Source organism: Nostoc foliaceum FACHB-393, from assembly GCF_014698505.1.
GTDB lineage: Bacteria > Cyanobacteriota > Cyanobacteriia > Cyanobacteriales > Nostocaceae > Nostoc > Nostoc foliaceum_A.
This window is the reverse complement of record NZ_JACJTD010000022.1, coordinates 24,747-38,832: the sequence shown is the minus strand read 5'-3', so window position 1 is coordinate 38,832 and position 14,086 is coordinate 24,747. Positions and strand designations below refer to the sequence as shown.

The window sequence follows — 14,086 nt, the reverse complement described above, 5'->3', positions numbered from 1 at the left end:
CAAATTAAGTAACTAGCTGGCGGGTTTATCATTTACCTGGGAGTTAGTATCTTCCCAGAAATCTTCATCCTGAAGTTGGGCGTAAAACTCCTCTGGAGATAACATTCCAGATTGGTTTTGCACTCCATCTTTAACAAATTGGCTACTATGTACTCGCCCTAATCCAGAAACACTAGAACGAGGAGAAAATTGGACTACATTCTTGGCAGAGAATTCGCTATTTAATCTCATCCCAGAAGAAGGTGATACTGGGGGCATTAAAGAAGGCTGAATATCAGTATCAGAAGCACCAACATGAAGTTGTGGATTGCCAGGATTAGCCAAGTTATCAGACAGTTCGTCTCTCTCTTCAATTGCATTGTTATAGTCAGAAATTCCCCAGCCCAAAAAACAAGCAAATCCAGCCAGAAATATAACTGCACTCATCCAATGCACTCCTGAATTGGGAGATGGCATCATCTCGACCGTCGTGCGAGTTGAACCTTCAAGGGTAGTACGAATAGGGGTACGTTTGACTGCCGCTACAACATTGAGCGAACATAAAGCTATGCAAATTATCGCAGCAGCAAACTTGACATACATGACATCACCCCCTCGATTTATTAACAGGCTTTCTATTAGGAACTGGCTGAGGTAATTGCTTCTTCATTTGTTGGATATACATCCGCCTTTCCTCCTCCCGTTGGCGTATTCTCTCGCGGATGTCTGCCACCTGTGCCATCTGCTCTACTGGGTCTAAATACCCCCGCGCTCGTAACAGCTGTGCCTGTGCAAGAGAATATGGTTCTTGAGCATTCTTAATCTGAATTAGCATTTGATTCAGATCAACCGATGGTTGAGATTCTAAGTTTTGAGCGTAATCAATTGCCTCTAATTTACCCAAAATCAAAACAGCAGCCGCCCCAGTTGGTATCTTCTCCTCAACTTTCGTACCATCGGTTTTGCGGTACCCCCAGTAAAAACTATTATTTCCAGAAGCCGCTTCTAGTAAAACATCCAGCGAGTTGAATTTAACTATCTCCAGTGCCGGCATATAGTGAAGGCGGTAAAACCCAGATTTATCATTAGCCTGCATTCTGGATATTTCACTTCGCAATTGCTGTCCCCACAATGCCGCCGCCAACTGTCGCCAGCCCGTAAGAGTAGGCACACCCTCTACTGAGGAGTAACTGGAAAGATGGTCTATATTGTAGTCAGTACGAGAAAGCTTTTCTAAGTACACTTCCCGAATTTGGGAAACTTGCGCCTTTACCTGTTGTACCTCCGATATTTGATTACCTGGAACCTGTTGCTTCCATCCAACCATCAATGCAACCGCCCCAATAACAGACAGCGCACTAACAGTTGAACAAACCGTCCACAGGGTAACATTTACCTTTTTCTTTCTGCGACTTGGCTGTTTATTTCGCACAGGTGTAGGAGTAAACATAATTTACCCCTCATGTATTATCAACAACCAACTGCAACTGAGGGCGCTTGTTTAACTCGCGTGCGATCGCAATTCCCGCACCACCGACAACTATTCCAGTAAGTAGCAACAGAGGATGCAAGGCAAGGGTCGCCCCGACTCCCAATAATTGTCCCACCATCCCAGAAACACCCAGGTTCATCAACAAACCACCTGCCGTGTTAACCAAAAAGTCAAATGCTGCACTCATAACTGCTCCCTGGCAATAATGCGACTAAAATGAGTAATTCCCTTGATGAGAGAAAAGTTGATTAGGTTTTTTGTTCGTCCCTGGTAAACCAAATTATTACTAGTGCCAGAATCAAACCAACTAATTCACCTATACCCACACCAATCAAAATTGGCTGAATACTCGGAATTTCCTGTCTTTCTTGAGTTGGGGGGACTGCTACCCACGTCCCAATCACAGTCCCAGCTACTACTGAAAGTAAATTTATACCAACTGCCTGGGTAGATGTCTTTCTCAAGTTGAGTAAACTCTCATCCCGTATTTGATAGCAGATGGGTAGCATTTGAGCTACTATTTCTTCGGAGATTGCCCGGTTTTCGGCTGCGAGGACTTCAACTGTCTCGGCTGCGGTGTCGATGTACCGACTAACAGTGGATGAGTCTCTTCCCCCCAGTTCACTTTGCCGAAAAAATCGTTATCGATGCGCGAGTTAATTCGCTCTTGCGCTTCATCGTAACCAGGTGGAACGGAAGTATTACCTTCACCAAGTAAACTGCTGCCATGAAAAACAAATTCTTCTAGAGCAAGTGTCGAAGATTCAAGCACCACTTTATGGCGTAATTCCCCTAACTGAATACCCCTATCTGCATCTCGGTAAAGTATTCCTACAAAGCTGTCAGGCAAAGCTTGTTCTGGGTCTACGCCAAATCGCTGTTTTATGTACTCCCGCTTGTCGAACTTATGTTCGCCTACTTCTGATTTGCGATCGCGCATTGCAATCAAATGCTGGGCTGCTTCTTCAAGAGACATACCTTCACGAGAGGCTATCTCTTTAAGTTGAACTAGCTGCTGCTCAACAGTTTCGTCAAGCGTATCATTTGGCTGCAAAGCTAAATCCAACAACCGACAGCAGGTACGTACTACATCAGGCGACACCTGCAAAGTCTCTGCCACTTTGTTGATATGCTTCATTTCGCTCAATTCTCCTAATTACTGCTTGCACAATTGGGTTATTTTTTTCTTCATCAGATATATGCTTAGTCAAAAAGTCATAAAGGCTTACGTCATTGACTTTTTGCAAATAAGCATCTAAGCCACCAGCAGGAATCACCTGCTGTAAATATTCCTCACAAGTCAACCGCCGAATCTTGATAGCAACGTAAAAAACATCCGCAATCTCGACTGTTGTTGCATCAAAATATCCTCCCCGCTTTCGGGGTTTAACTATACCGGCATAGGGATACCACCGTTGTAAAGCAGCGATTGAAATCCCGTATCTTTCGGCAAGTGTTTTCTGGGTGTAGATAACGTTCTCACATATCATTAAACTCTATTCCAACTGAAAGACTTCATCAATTGAAAGCGAATTAAACTAGCACCTTGCAAAACTGTTTGTAGATTAAAAAATAATTTACAAATCATGTCAGTTTAGTACAGGTATAGCTCAACTCAAATAAAACTCAATTTCAGTTCATGTCCTAATAAACTGCACAATAGCCAAGTTACATACTGCCTGTTGAGAATGCAAGCACGTTTGTATATATGAGTTAAAAAAATAGAAAAATAACTCTTTTGGTAAGAAACTGCTCTAACAGAAATATATAACGCGATGTGCTACTTAATAGTCTGTAACAAGTTCATTGAACTTTTACCCATTTATCTTGCCATATCGTGTTATGAAAATACTTGCCTTCACAATCTGATAACTACAAAGCTTATTATTGTTGAGAAATAGCCTGCTGCTGTTTCTTTACCGCGCGCGCTATCAAAGGAGCTTTTTTTTCTAATCCTTGTAAAGTCAAATCCCCATCCAAATAAAGTTGATACCATTGTTGACGCTGGCGCAAGACTCTTTCATCATCCCGTAACCGCAACCGTTCCAAAGTAAATTCTGCCTTTTGACGTTGTTGTGGAGGAACTTTATCGGTTAATACTAATTGTAGGGAAGGGAGTAAAATTTCAAACCAATCTTCTCCCAAATCCAAAGGGTCAAGTACCTGGTCATCAAGCGTACCTTTACTACTGTTTATCCAGGCAGAAGCAAAGCGTAAATTGCTCCATTCGTAAGCTAAATTGCGATAATTTTCACGGCTGCGATAATGATCTACTGTACCAACTGGTTCATACATAACGCTATAGCCACACAGATTATTAAATCCATCAGCTAAATCACTTTTGAAAGGCGACCAATAATCTCTGGTTCCTTTTTTAGGATTTGGATTTTTTGCCAACCAAGCATTTCCTGTTTGTCGCACTTTTTTATCAAAATCAGGTGGTTCTGGAGGAGGATTAAATGGCATCATCTGTGTTATACCCCTGATAACCCAGAATTTCTTTTCTCCGTTGTAACTATCCAACGGGGCCAAAATGGGTCATGTCCTGGTAAAACTCTTTGAAGTTCCTGATGAATTTGTGTTGGTATTCTCAGATTTTCTGGAAACGCATTCATATCATCAGCACGCATCCAAGCCTCTGCTGCTTCAATTGCGATTTCTGCTTCTTTGGAACGGGCTTGTTTGAGTCCAAAAATGTCTGAGGTTAACCATCCAACTATGTCCCCTTGTTTTGACCAAGGTACTTCGTCAAGGCTAACCTCTCTATCTTGTAATTTAAATAAAAATAGTTGATCTTCTTGCTCATTAAAATTTGGCTCTAAAGAAGCAAGAACAAGTGGAGAATGAGTAGTTACTAAAGCCTGTATCTTCATCCTGGGTTGTAATTCTGTTACCACAGATAAAATAGCTGGTAAAATCACCCTCTGCCAACGAGGATGCAAATGAGATTCAATTTCATCAATTAGTAAAACTATCTGATTTACTGGCTTTTGTTGTCGCAGTTCTGAAGCTTTTTTGTGTTCGTACCAAGTCCACACTAGTAAATAAGCTAGTCCCAAAATACGCTTCATTCCGGCTGATGTTTGAGTAACAGGAACATTCCCATAAGGCAGATTAACTGTAGGAATATCACGCACATCTTCAATAGAAACTCGCGTTGGTTCTCCCACTTCTATCCATTCAGAAGGGTGAGGTGCAAGTTTTTTAATGACATTAGAAAAGAGTTCAAATGGATATTTATTGGGTTGATTCTGCCATGTAACCCAATCTTGAATTAGACCATTACAAATAACTTTACCTTTTGACTTTAATCCATTCCAAAGTGTATTTGGATTAAAATTATAAGCAATATCGCGTTGGCGAGCAGGGTCAAAAACAGAAAAACTACCATCAACTCGCACATAAATAACTACTTCTTTTAATAAAGGCGGCATTTGTAAATTACGCCATTGCTGTTCAGAAAAATCAAACTGGCTCTGATACTCTCTTATATTTTTTTTATTGCTAACTACGGCAGTAATTTGTGGATTTTCACCTCTGACTCGCTGTGGGTACGCTGGTTGCTCTGCCCAATTTGTAGTCATCACCCACCATGCAATATCGAGTAAAAAACTTTTACCTAAACCATTATCACCTGTAAATATATTGAGCCTATCGGCAAATGCAACATCAAAATGGGCAGCTGGACCAACTTGTTGGAGGTGAAGTTCTTTTAACATTTGGCTCTCATACATAAATTTATATTGATCAACTTACTTCTTATAAATTAAAATTGGATAGCTCAATAGCAGTTAATCATTTTTGATGAATCCCTACAATATCCTTAATCAGACTGAACTTCAGCGTGTTAGTGATGGCATGACCCGACCCCTACTAGAAAATTGCGAGACTGCCTCACATATCCTGATTTTAGTCTGGCCACAACTTGGGGATTTTGATAGCCTTGAATATGCATGGTGGTTACAGGGCAAAGCTAAAAAATTGCCTCCTGAAAAAGTCGCTATTCGTGCAGTGGGAATTGGCTCACGCACCTCTGGAACAAGATTCTGTCAATATACAGGATTTTCACCGGAAAATTTATTTGTTGAACCCAATGCAGAATTACATCACCAACTTAAACTTTATTCAGGTCTGAATCTGACTCTACCTGGACTTTCTGTGTCTCATCAAGCTTGGCTAAATCTAATGTTAATGTGTGCAGGGTTTGGAAGTCCAGGAACGCTAAGAGAAGTTTTTCGGGGATACAGGGGAGATCGTCAAGCCCCTCAACTAATTCTTGATGATGAAATTATTCAAGGTACTCCTCTACCTGCTTTTAAAGGCTCGTTTTTCCGATTAGCTGGCGGAAATGGTTTTCAACGTCCCTTTGAATTAGCAACTCTACGGCTACGTAATATGGTGGAAGTTCTGAGCAATTGGCACACTTATGTACCAAATTCTGCCTACTTAACTCAGCGTGGTGGAACTTTTTTGTTTGATAGTAAAGGCCAGTTACTTTACTCTCATCGAGATCCAGGAATTCTGGGCTTTGCTGCTAATATGAGTCAGCCTTTATCATTTTTATCCTTTATCGAAGCAAATAGCTTTACGATGGGTGATGCGTAAAGGCCCCGAATGCGCTTTGCTAAATTCGGGGGATATAAGCGAACTTTCCTGAATTTATTCATCAGTGTTCAATTGTTTGGCGTGATTAACTAATCTATGGAATGATCTTGTTGATTGCTACTTGGGACTAAATTCAATTAATTTTAATAATCCGTGAGCCTGCTAGTCGTGAAGAAATAGACGAAATGGTGAAAACTTGGGATGTATTCATTAAAATAGCAGTAGACATCGAACGCAAAATTCTTGCAGGTTGTGGCGTTCGCCATTACGAATGTGAACAAGAGTTACTCAAAGACGGTAGCAGACAACGAGATATTTGGGGTGTGGATTGGTCTGTTTTCACTCAAGAAATCGTGTTTGAGTCAATCATCAACATTCGCCCAAGCCAGAATAACCGTAGTATGATAATACAGTCTAGCCAAATTCGAGAACAAGTTAGCCAAATCACCAAGCAATTGCTAGGAGGATTGTAATGCCTAACTGGAGTGCAATTGAAGCGAGTTTTTTACGTCAATCCCACGCGCAACAATTAGGAGAATTGGCAGCTAGTTTGGCACGCCTTAACTCTTGGTCACAAAAGAGTGCAATTCGTGAATTAGTTCCAATATTGTTGTCAGAAAGTTTGTTGTACGTGTCTTTAATACAACAAAAAAGTGAAATAAATAATGTTGAATTAAATCAACTCCAAGACTTATTACAAAACTGGATCAATGTTTGGGACAAATCAATGGAAATTACAGATATTGCATCTGTTGCGTCTACTTGGTCACAGCGAGTATTGGAGATGTCGGGTTTGCTAGCTTCTGAATCTGTGAGTGCATAGTCTCAAGTAATGCACTTGACCACTGCGATCAGCTACGCTGGGCGGTTACGCCATCGCTCCTCAGTAAATACTGCTGTATCAAAAGTCGGCAGTCGCCTCATCATCAGTGGTAGAGTATTTAGAGATATAGCAATAAAATAATTATTTTTGCTTGGTAATTAATTAGATTTTGCTACGGAATTATGAGAATATTACACAGCAATTTCCTCCCAACTAGAATTCTCCTCAAGAATATCTATTTCATCTTGAGATAGTATTTTAGGTTGCATTTGTTGCAGGTCGTGCAGTACCATTTTGGTATCCTCAGCATTAAACTTAAAATACTCAGTTAAACTTCCGATGGGATAATTAAAGCCCTGATAGCGGTGTTTGAAATACAGTTCAACATTACCTCTATGCTCCCAAGTTCCTAATACTCTAATAGCAACACTCGAATAATGAGCAAGTAAATCAATTTTTATTTCTGCTACTCGCTTGACAACGGGTCTTTGGGTTACTCCTATCTTGTACAAAATGCCAATATTCGTTTCAATCTCTAAAAAATATAGGCTATAGGATAGAATACGTTGGAGTTGAGCGCGATACAGCTTCAAATCAGTAAATCGATATGCTAAATCTGGAGCATTTTTGTACTCAGCGTGTTTCAAAGCTAGCTCAAGTTTCAGCAGTTTTTTAAGTAATAGTGGCTCCTGTACATCATTGAACCGCGCAAACTCTAGCGCTCCAACAGGAATTTTACCCAAATCACTAAATTCATACTCAGGTGGGGTTAAGTATAGGTTTTTTCTTAACACTCCTGCTTTGAGTAAACCAGAAGTAATTAAGTAGGAACTAATAGGGTAATTTTTGGCTCCGTACTCCTGCCAAAGCAGCTTTAACTGTGCCAAATCCTTGCCAGATAATTGAACGTTGAAATTGTCATAGAGTGGCAGAGTAGGGAATTATCGGTTAGCTATGGGGCGGCAGGTTTGGTCATTATGAGCAAAATGATGCTCTTTCACCTTGCCTTTTTTAGCAGTTAAATTACTATGGCAGTAAGGACACTTAAGTGAAGTCTTCCCCCTGTTGATATCTTCAATACATATCAAGATACCTTCTTCATTTACACCATATTTCAGCCACATTGCCACACCATTACTGAATAGTTAAAGTTGCTCTTACAAGTGTGCTTTAACTTTTCCAATATGTCTCTATCTTCTGGAGTAATATAATGTTTATTTTAAGAACTAATGCACCAACTAAAACCCCTCCAAGGTTGGAGAGGTAAAGTAGCTTTTCAAAAGTTGTACTGAAACTATGCTTTATTCAAAGTTGCCAATACCCATCATGTGATAAGCAATAACAGCAGTATCAAAAGGTTGCAGGTAATTGATATTTATGGGATTACTGGGTAAAGTAATTGATGTTTCACTCTTGTTAGAAGTAGCTGTTTGATTGTTAGCGATTCTAGGTAGTAAAATAGAACCAACAAGATTTGCCAAATTGAGCGGGTTAGCGAGTTTCATAGGTGATTCTGTGTTGGTTATTGAATATATATATATATTTAACTGAAATAATCTAACAACTTATGCATCACAGTTAATCATTTGTAGGTGCGATCGCCTGACTACAAAACTAAAAAGATGGGGGCGACACCGAATAGCCCGCCGCAGGCATCGCTCTTTTTTCCTCTCTACGAGACGCTGAACGCGAGCGCTTGAATGAAGGGCGATAAGCAAGAGCGACATGGCTGGCGCTTACCACAATTCCTGTTATTCAATTTTTTATTCCTGAACCACCAACTCTTGCAGTAAGGCATCATTTATCCTTTGTGCCTCTTTCCCAGTACTTGGCATCACCGTGCCAAAAAAGGTTTTTTGTACGCTAAGGAAAATTCTGAGCCAATGCCACGCAGAGTTGTTGCGCGGTACTGGCTTTGAGATGCAAAGTAAGAAACGTAATTATCAACGTTTCTTAAACCAAACTTCTAGTTGCTTCTCTATCTAATGAAATATTACCTCAGAAAGGTAGGGCGGAAACTATTGCTGTACAAGGATTACAGCCTTAGCATACAATTTTACCCTTTTGGCGCGGTGATGCCAGAATCTTCAGGACAGGAATAGCCATAGCTATGCTTAACGAGATAGCTGCTTCTCTACGCCCGTTATACGTAGTCGATACTTGTACAACTCCTTACTAACACCAAAATAATCGGCCGCAGCTTCAATATCCATCTTCTGACGATGACTGGCAGCGATAGCAGGTCTAGGGAGTAAGAGACAAGCACCCAACCAATCGGCTTCGGCCTCCTGGCGCTTATCAAATGTACGAAAGCCTATGCCAGTGCTATCAGATACGATGATCTGGGATGATTCATGGTTAAGAATGATGTGAGCCTGCTCGTGCATCAGATCATTGGATTGGCGGGCAACTGAATGGGACGGATTGAGTACGATAATGTCTTTTGTTCCTGAGCGGACGGTAACAGCAGACCATTCATCGCCCTCCGTTGATTGAAGGTAACGAAGCGTTTCACGGGGTAAGCCTGGCACATTGGCGAGTTCCCAGATAAATACATTTAAATACTTTGCAAGTTCGCGTGCAGGCAACGGGTCTGTATCTTTCAGACCTAAATGTGACCTGACCTGAATCGCAGTGTTCTCGCATCGTGATTTGAAACCCCGGACGAACAGTGCTTCATCATTTTTTGATATTGGGCCGATCATTCGTCATCCTCTGCCACGGCAGCTTGATGAATAGCAAGAATTAATGCACCCAAATGTTGCGCGGTCTTTGGACTCATTGTCTTGCCTGCCTTAAAGTGAGCAAGCATGACCGTTTGGTTGGGCTTGGATGCAGTTTCTGTTTCTCCCTGCTCCTTGTAACCCAGAACCTCGCCAGGATCGACTCCAAGCCAGGCACAAATTTTTGTAAAGGAGTCTAGATCAGGCTGTTTTCCTGCCTCTACTCGTGATAGGGTTGCCGCACTGATATTCATTTCTGCCGCAACTTGTCTCAGTCCTCTGCTACCCCTTCGTTTCTTGATGAGGGGGCCAAGTTGCTCAAGTGTAAGCCTAGCCATAAAAAATCCTTTCGTTTTTGTTTCACTATTGCAACGCTGTTGCAGAGGTGATATAACAGATTTGAATCACTGAAGCAACGTTGTTGCAGAGATGGAATAGTTTCACTCTATCACGATTAGCATCAGGGGTTTGTATTGTATTAGCTATTTTGGTGTGAGGATTTAATGATGAACGAAAAAGAACACAAGCATGATGTAGGGCATAGTAAAGTCCGTGTCCATATAGATCGTAAGCAGTACGAGTCGCCGAATCCAACAACAGGTTCAGCGCTTTATGTACTTGGGCACGTTCCTCATGGATTCGAGCTGTTTCAGGAGGTAGAAGGAAAGCAGGAAGATAAAGTCATCCCGAATGATGGAAATGAGATTCATCTCAAAGAAGACGAGCATTTTTATAGCACTAAAGAATTCAAGATCATCGTGAACGGTCGTCCCAAAGAGGTTACTTCAAAGGAATTATCGTTTACCGAGATTGTCTCTTTGGCATTTAGTAATCCTCCGACAGGCGAAAACATCCTTTTTACAGTTACATACGAGAAGGGCAAAGGCAGCAGGCCTGAAGGAACTCTAGTCGAAGGACAATCGGTACATATTAAAAATGGGATGATCTTCAATGTCACAGCAACTGATAAGTCGTAGCATTGACTTAAAGCGTCTACAAGATGAAGGCTTTGATCTGGAGATCAACTCAGGCTATCTACTGGTCAAAAATATTCCGTATTTAAACTCCAACCGAGAAATCAAATACGGGATGCTTGTTTCAGAATTGACTCTTGCTGGCGATGTAACCACTAAACCTAGTACACACGTTATTGAGTTTGGCGGTGATCATCCTTGCCATAAAGACGGGACAGAAATAACTCAGATCAAACATGCGAGTACAAGAAAGCAACTCACTCAGGGAGTTGAAGTTCAACATACGTTTTCAAGCAAACCTCCTCAAGGCTATTCAAACTATTATGAAAAGCTGACTACGTATATCGCTATTATTTCTAGTCCTGCACAAGCAATTGATCCGGCTGTCACAGCAAAGAATTTCTCAGTTATCCAATCGGAGGAAGGAGAATCGCCATTCTGTTATCGTGATACCGCATCAAGTAGGGCGGGTATCAATCTAATTTCTCAGAAATTAGCACTGGAAGATGTTGCTATTATTGGCTTAGGTGGAACGGGAACATACGTGTTGGATCTAGTAGCCAAAACTCCTGTCAAAAGAGTTCATCTATTTGATGGAGATAAATTATTTCAACATAACGCATTTAGGTCTCCAGGTGCGCCATCAATTGATGAACTGAGGGAAATTCCTTATAAGGTAATTTACTTCAAGGAACTGTACTCCAAAATGCATCAAGGTATTGTTCCTCATGCTTTCTATATTGAGGATGAAATAAGCGTTAATTATTTAAAGAAGATGAAGTTTGTATTCCTTTGCCTTGATAGAGGTACAGCAAAAAAACTAATTATTGAAAAATTAGAAGAATTTGGCATTCCTTTCATTGATGTCGGAATTGGTGTGAATTTAGTTGATGAATCGTTAGGGGGGATACTAAGAGTCACGACTAGCACTATAGAACAGCGTGAGCATATAAATAAAAGAGTTTCTTTTTCAGACAATAACGGTAACAACGACTATGCTCAAAATATTCAGATTGCTGATCTGAATGCTCTTAATGCAGCCTTAGCTGTAATAAAGTGGAAAAAAATATTTGGATTCTATCGAGACTTCAACGGGGAACATAATACTACATATACCATAGATGGCAATACACTAATTAACGAAGACCAGTTAGAAGGCTGAAACAGTGCTTAGACACGAATTTGTTGAATATATTCCTGATAACCTCAATGACAACACTATCTATGTGTCTATAAAGTTTGGAACCGTAGCTCATAAATGTTGCTGCGGATGTGGAAATGAGGTTTTTACTCCACTAAGCCCAACCGATTGGAAGTTAATCTTTAACGGTAAATCAATTTCGCTTGAGCCTTCAATTGGTAACTGGAGTTTTGAGTGTAAGTCTCATTATTGGATCAGACATAATGATGTTATATGGGCTGTCCAATGGTCACAAGAAGAGATTGACGCTGCCAGAATATATGATCGTTCTGCAAAAGAGAAATACTTTGAAGATGCTTCTAGTAACGTGATGACAGAGAAACCAAAGAGCGATAAACAAAAGCAAAGTTCTTGGATGAAATTGAAACAGTGGTGGTTGCAGTATTGGAAGTGACTGTAATAATATACCGCCCAAGAATGAGGTAGGGAGACTTTTAGTACATGAATATATCCGAAGATACCTTTGTTTCTTGGTCGAGGGGGCCTAGCCAAACAGAGTCTGATAAATGTGAGAACGCAGAGAGAATTGTTCGCAAAGCGATCAAAGCTGATGTTAAACTATCAAGCCTAGACATTTCCGTTTTTGCTCAAGGCTCTTACCGTGCCCGCACAAATGTTAGACAGAACAGTGATGTAGATATATGTGTCCGCTATAACTCAGCATTCTTTCCAGACTATCCCAGTGGTACTACACGAAACACGTTTGGTAATGTGGGTAGTGCTATATCCTTTGCTGAATTCAAGAATATGGTTGAGCAGGCGTTAGTCAATTACTTTGGTAGAAATGGGGTTACACGAGGTAATAAAGCTTTTGATGTTCATGCAAACACTTACAGAATTGATGCAGATGTAGTGCCTACTTTCGAGCATCGACACTACACAGGAAGATGGAACACAGATGGCACTCCTCACTACATTTCAGGTGTTGCCTTCAAGCCGGATAACGGTAGTTTGATACAGAATTGGCCTCAGCAGACTTACGATAATGGGGTAAATAGAAATAATAGTACAGGCCGGAAATATAAACGGGTTATTCGCATTTTGAAACGTCTCCGAGACAAAATGCAGAGCGAGAACGTATCAGGAGCCAAAAACATTTCGTCGTTTCTTATCGAATGCCTGGTTTGGAATGCTGCATTGGAAGCATTCTCAAAAGAGTCATACACAGAAATTCTTCGATATATCATTGTAGACATCTGGAGTCGCACACGTAAAGATGAAGATTGTTCTGAATGGGGTGAAGTAAATGAATTGAAGTATCTCTTCCGCAATTCTCAACCGTGGACTCGCCAGGAGGCGAATAATTTTCTCCAAGCAGTCTGGAATTATATTGGATATACATGAAGAATCTGAAAGCCAAATCATTTGCATATTTTCTTTTTGCACTGTTTGCGATTTGTTTTATCAATGTCGCACTTGTCACAGGTGCAGAGATTACAGACATCTGGAGTGCATTGAAGATTGCCTATAAAACAATTCCAATTCTGGTGATTTTATGGGTAGGGTTTGTCACCTATGCTTGGAAATGGCGAATTTTTCAGAAGTGGCTTGTTCCCTTCCCTTATATTGAAGGGACTTGGCAAGGAAGCATACAAACGACCTGGAAGAATCCGCAGACTGGGGAGACTCCCGGCCCCATACCCACAATTCTCACAATTAAACAGTCCTTCACTCATATTAGTTGTGTTATGCGTACAGCAGAGATGACAAGTCGAAGTTACTTCGCCGACTTCTGGCTGGATAGTGATGAGCAATTACGAAAGCTTGGATATTGCTACACGAGTTCTCCCTCTATATCAGTTGCAGAACGTAGCCAGCCCCACGATGGCACAATTGCTTTAGAGATAATCGGTAATCCTGTAGAAAAACTTCATGGTATTTACTGGACTACGAGAAAAACAACAGGTGAAGTTACCTTAAGATTTCGTTGCCGTGAAAAACTTGACGAATATCCATCTGATCTAGGCGATCATCCGATGAAAGGTAGGGCGGAAACTATTGCTGTACAAGGATTACAGCCTTAGCGTACAATTTTACCCTTTTGGCGCGGTGATGCCAAATATTCAATACACATTAACTTGAAGCGTCTAGAATGCCCTGCGTAATAATACGCAATAAAATCAATGTGAATTATTGTTATTTTTAGGACTTACGCATCGTACATAAGTACTACACGCAATTTGGCTATTTCAGCCGTGTTTAGCACTCAGCGATGTCTACGACGGGCTACGCCTACGCAAATATGGGAATAAATCGGGGTTATGCAAAGCGCCTGAAACGACCAAAAAT

22 protein-coding genes are annotated in these 14,086 nt (G+C 40.9%); 9 read left to right on the top strand and 13 right to left on the bottom strand.

Annotation, left to right across the window (positions count from 1 at the left end; genetic code table 11):
• Positions 1-12: 12 nt before the first annotated feature.
• The 8 genes from H6G92_RS18955 to H6G92_RS18920 form a co-directional block, all read right to left on the bottom strand.
• On the bottom strand, positions 13-582 hold the full coding sequence (locus H6G92_RS18955; RefSeq protein ID WP_190895167.1) for a hypothetical protein: 570 nt from the start codon (positions 580-582) through the stop codon (positions 13-15).
• 4 nt (positions 583-586) lie between these two features.
• A complete protein-coding gene (locus H6G92_RS18950; protein ID WP_190895166.1) occupies positions 587-1,429 on the bottom strand; it encodes a phage terminase large subunit family protein in 843 nt (280 codons plus the stop codon).
• 10 nt (positions 1,430-1,439) lie between these two features.
• Positions 1,440-1,658 carry a hypothetical protein gene (locus H6G92_RS18945; RefSeq protein WP_011316696.1) on the bottom strand — a complete coding sequence of 73 codons (219 nt, stop codon included), beginning with the start codon at positions 1,656-1,658 and terminating at the stop codon, positions 1,440-1,442.
• 61 nt (positions 1,659-1,719) lie between these two features.
• On the bottom strand, positions 1,720-1,980 hold the full coding sequence (locus H6G92_RS18940) for a hypothetical protein (protein WP_039744742.1): 261 nt from the start codon (positions 1,978-1,980) through the stop codon (positions 1,720-1,722).
• A gap of 8 nt (positions 1,981-1,988) precedes the next feature.
• On the bottom strand, positions 1,989-2,540 hold the full coding sequence (locus H6G92_RS18935; protein ID WP_190895242.1) for a hypothetical protein: 552 nt from the start codon (positions 2,538-2,540) through the stop codon (positions 1,989-1,991).
• A gap of 22 nt (positions 2,541-2,562) precedes the next feature.
• The gene (locus tag H6G92_RS18930; RefSeq protein ID WP_029631351.1) at positions 2,563-2,961 is read right to left on the bottom strand and encodes a hypothetical protein; all 399 of its coding nucleotides are present in this window, start codon (positions 2,959-2,961) and stop codon (positions 2,563-2,565) included.
• A gap of 394 nt (positions 2,962-3,355) precedes the next feature.
• Positions 3,356-3,940, bottom strand: a complete 585-nt coding sequence (locus H6G92_RS18925) for a hypothetical protein (RefSeq protein WP_190895165.1) — start codon at positions 3,938-3,940, stop codon at positions 3,356-3,358.
• Between the two features lie 5 nt (positions 3,941-3,945).
• Positions 3,946-5,190 (bottom strand): AAA family ATPase, encoded by a 1,245-nt coding sequence (locus tag H6G92_RS18920; RefSeq protein WP_190895241.1) that lies wholly within the window; start codon positions 5,188-5,190, stop codon positions 3,946-3,948.
• A gap of 85 nt (positions 5,191-5,275) precedes the next feature.
• Between H6G92_RS18920 and H6G92_RS18915 the strand changes: the two genes are divergently transcribed.
• The 4 genes from H6G92_RS18915 to H6G92_RS40385 all read left to right on the top strand — a co-directional run bounded on the left by H6G92_RS18915 (position 5,276) and on the right by H6G92_RS40385 (position 7,040).
• On the top strand, positions 5,276-6,076 hold the full coding sequence (locus H6G92_RS18915) for a peroxiredoxin-like family protein (RefSeq protein ID WP_190895164.1): 801 nt from the start codon (positions 5,276-5,278) through the stop codon (positions 6,074-6,076).
• Between the two features lie 146 nt (positions 6,077-6,222).
• The gene (locus H6G92_RS18910; RefSeq protein WP_313889984.1) at positions 6,223-6,549 is read left to right on the top strand and encodes a DUF5674 family protein; all 327 of its coding nucleotides are present in this window, start codon (positions 6,223-6,225) and stop codon (positions 6,547-6,549) included.
• Positions 6,549-6,899 carry a hypothetical protein gene (locus H6G92_RS18905; protein ID WP_190895162.1) on the top strand — a complete coding sequence of 117 codons (351 nt, stop codon included), beginning with the start codon at positions 6,549-6,551 and terminating at the stop codon, positions 6,897-6,899. Before H6G92_RS18910 ends, H6G92_RS18905 begins: the two co-directional genes overlap by 1 nt.
• 9 nt (positions 6,900-6,908) lie before the next feature.
• Positions 6,909-7,040, top strand: coding sequence for a hypothetical protein (locus H6G92_RS40385; protein ID WP_277926759.1), 132 nt, complete (start codon positions 6,909-6,911; stop codon positions 7,038-7,040).
• Positions 7,041-7,090: 50 nt separating this feature from the next.
• Here the strand turns inward: H6G92_RS40385 and H6G92_RS18900 are convergent, their stop codons facing one another.
• From H6G92_RS18900 to H6G92_RS18885, 5 genes are all read right to left on the bottom strand, one after another.
• A complete protein-coding gene (locus H6G92_RS18900) occupies positions 7,091-7,786 on the bottom strand; it encodes a GIY-YIG nuclease family protein (RefSeq protein WP_242059206.1) in 696 nt (231 codons plus the stop codon).
• A gap of 54 nt (positions 7,787-7,840) precedes the next feature.
• Positions 7,841-8,023 (bottom strand): competence protein CoiA family protein, encoded by a 183-nt coding sequence (locus H6G92_RS39580; protein WP_242059204.1) that lies wholly within the window; start codon positions 8,021-8,023, stop codon positions 7,841-7,843.
• A 177-nt stretch (positions 8,024-8,200) separates the two neighbouring features.
• The gene (locus H6G92_RS18895; protein ID WP_190895161.1) at positions 8,201-8,404 is read right to left on the bottom strand and encodes a hypothetical protein; all 204 of its coding nucleotides are present in this window, start codon (positions 8,402-8,404) and stop codon (positions 8,201-8,203) included.
• Between the two features lie 609 nt (positions 8,405-9,013).
• Positions 9,014-9,604: an ImmA/IrrE family metallo-endopeptidase gene (locus H6G92_RS18890; protein ID WP_190895160.1), complete on the bottom strand. Its 591-nt coding sequence runs from the start codon at positions 9,602-9,604 to the stop codon at positions 9,014-9,016.
• On the bottom strand, positions 9,601-9,960 hold the full coding sequence (locus tag H6G92_RS18885) for a helix-turn-helix domain-containing protein (RefSeq protein ID WP_094351998.1): 360 nt from the start codon (positions 9,958-9,960) through the stop codon (positions 9,601-9,603). The genes H6G92_RS18890 and H6G92_RS18885 overlap by 4 nt, the downstream gene beginning before the upstream one ends.
• Positions 9,961-10,125: 165 nt before the next feature.
• On the opposite strand from H6G92_RS18885, the gene H6G92_RS18880 reads away from it, so the two are divergent.
• Genes H6G92_RS18880 through H6G92_RS18860 form a run of 5 tightly spaced genes read left to right on the top strand, consistent with a single transcriptional unit; the run spans position 10,126 to position 13,821 of the window.
• Positions 10,126-10,599: a multiubiquitin domain-containing protein gene (locus H6G92_RS18880; RefSeq protein WP_242059201.1), complete on the top strand. Its 474-nt coding sequence runs from the start codon at positions 10,126-10,128 to the stop codon at positions 10,597-10,599.
• Positions 10,574-11,758 (top strand): ThiF family adenylyltransferase, encoded by a 1,185-nt coding sequence (locus tag H6G92_RS18875; RefSeq protein ID WP_190895159.1) that lies wholly within the window; start codon positions 10,574-10,576, stop codon positions 11,756-11,758. Before H6G92_RS18880 ends, H6G92_RS18875 begins: the two co-directional genes overlap by 26 nt.
• A 4-nt stretch (positions 11,759-11,762) precedes the next feature.
• Positions 11,763-12,191 carry a DUF6527 family protein gene (locus H6G92_RS18870; protein WP_094351996.1) on the top strand — a complete coding sequence of 143 codons (429 nt, stop codon included), beginning with the start codon at positions 11,763-11,765 and terminating at the stop codon, positions 12,189-12,191.
• Positions 12,192-12,238: 47 nt separating this feature from the next.
• A complete protein-coding gene (locus H6G92_RS18865; protein WP_190895158.1) occupies positions 12,239-13,141 on the top strand; it encodes a nucleotidyltransferase domain-containing protein in 903 nt (300 codons plus the stop codon).
• Positions 13,138-13,821 carry a Cap15 family cyclic dinucleotide receptor domain-containing protein gene (locus H6G92_RS18860; protein ID WP_190895157.1) on the top strand — a complete coding sequence of 228 codons (684 nt, stop codon included), beginning with the start codon at positions 13,138-13,140 and terminating at the stop codon, positions 13,819-13,821. The genes H6G92_RS18865 and H6G92_RS18860 overlap by 4 nt, the downstream gene beginning before the upstream one ends.
• Positions 13,822-14,086 lie beyond the last annotated feature (265 nt).

Excerpts from the sequence above, each read along its gene's own strand:
- H6G92_RS18955 (WP_190895167.1), bottom strand. The coding sequence starts at position 582 with ATGTATGTCAAGTTTGCTGCTGCGATAATTTGCATAGCTTTATGTTCG.
- H6G92_RS18950 (WP_190895166.1), bottom strand. The coding sequence starts at position 1,429 with ATGTTTACTCCTACACCTGTGCGAAATAAACAGCCAAGTCGCAGAAAG.
- H6G92_RS18945 (WP_011316696.1), bottom strand. The coding sequence starts at position 1,658 with ATGAGTGCAGCATTTGACTTTTTGGTTAACACGGCAGGTGGTTTGTTG.
- H6G92_RS18940 (WP_039744742.1), bottom strand. The coding sequence starts at position 1,980 with ATGCTACCCATCTGCTATCAAATACGGGATGAGAGTTTACTCAACTTG.
- H6G92_RS18930 (WP_029631351.1), bottom strand. The coding sequence starts at position 2,961 with ATGATATGTGAGAACGTTATCTACACCCAGAAAACACTTGCCGAAAGA.
- H6G92_RS18925 (WP_190895165.1), bottom strand. The coding sequence starts at position 3,940 with ATGATGCCATTTAATCCTCCTCCAGAACCACCTGATTTTGATAAAAAA.
- H6G92_RS18920 (WP_190895241.1), bottom strand. The coding sequence starts at position 5,190 with ATGTTAAAAGAACTTCACCTCCAACAAGTTGGTCCAGCTGCCCATTTT.
- H6G92_RS18915 (WP_190895164.1), top strand. The coding sequence starts at position 5,276 with ATGAATCCCTACAATATCCTTAATCAGACTGAACTTCAGCGTGTTAGT.
- H6G92_RS18905 (WP_190895162.1), top strand. The coding sequence starts at position 6,549 with ATGCCTAACTGGAGTGCAATTGAAGCGAGTTTTTTACGTCAATCCCAC.
- H6G92_RS40385 (WP_277926759.1), top strand. The coding sequence starts at position 6,909 with ATGCACTTGACCACTGCGATCAGCTACGCTGGGCGGTTACGCCATCGC.
- H6G92_RS39580 (WP_242059204.1), bottom strand. The coding sequence starts at position 8,023 with ATGTGGCTGAAATATGGTGTAAATGAAGAAGGTATCTTGATATGTATT.
- H6G92_RS18895 (WP_190895161.1), bottom strand. The coding sequence starts at position 8,404 with ATGAAACTCGCTAACCCGCTCAATTTGGCAAATCTTGTTGGTTCTATT.
- H6G92_RS18890 (WP_190895160.1), bottom strand. The coding sequence starts at position 9,604 with ATGATCGGCCCAATATCAAAAAATGATGAAGCACTGTTCGTCCGGGGT.
- H6G92_RS18885 (WP_094351998.1), bottom strand. The coding sequence starts at position 9,960 with ATGGCTAGGCTTACACTTGAGCAACTTGGCCCCCTCATCAAGAAACGA.
- H6G92_RS18880 (WP_242059201.1), top strand. The coding sequence starts at position 10,126 with ATGATGAACGAAAAAGAACACAAGCATGATGTAGGGCATAGTAAAGTC.
- H6G92_RS18875 (WP_190895159.1), top strand. The coding sequence starts at position 10,574 with ATGTCACAGCAACTGATAAGTCGTAGCATTGACTTAAAGCGTCTACAA.
- H6G92_RS18865 (WP_190895158.1), top strand. The coding sequence starts at position 12,239 with ATGAATATATCCGAAGATACCTTTGTTTCTTGGTCGAGGGGGCCTAGC.
- H6G92_RS18860 (WP_190895157.1), top strand. The coding sequence starts at position 13,138 with ATGAAGAATCTGAAAGCCAAATCATTTGCATATTTTCTTTTTGCACTG.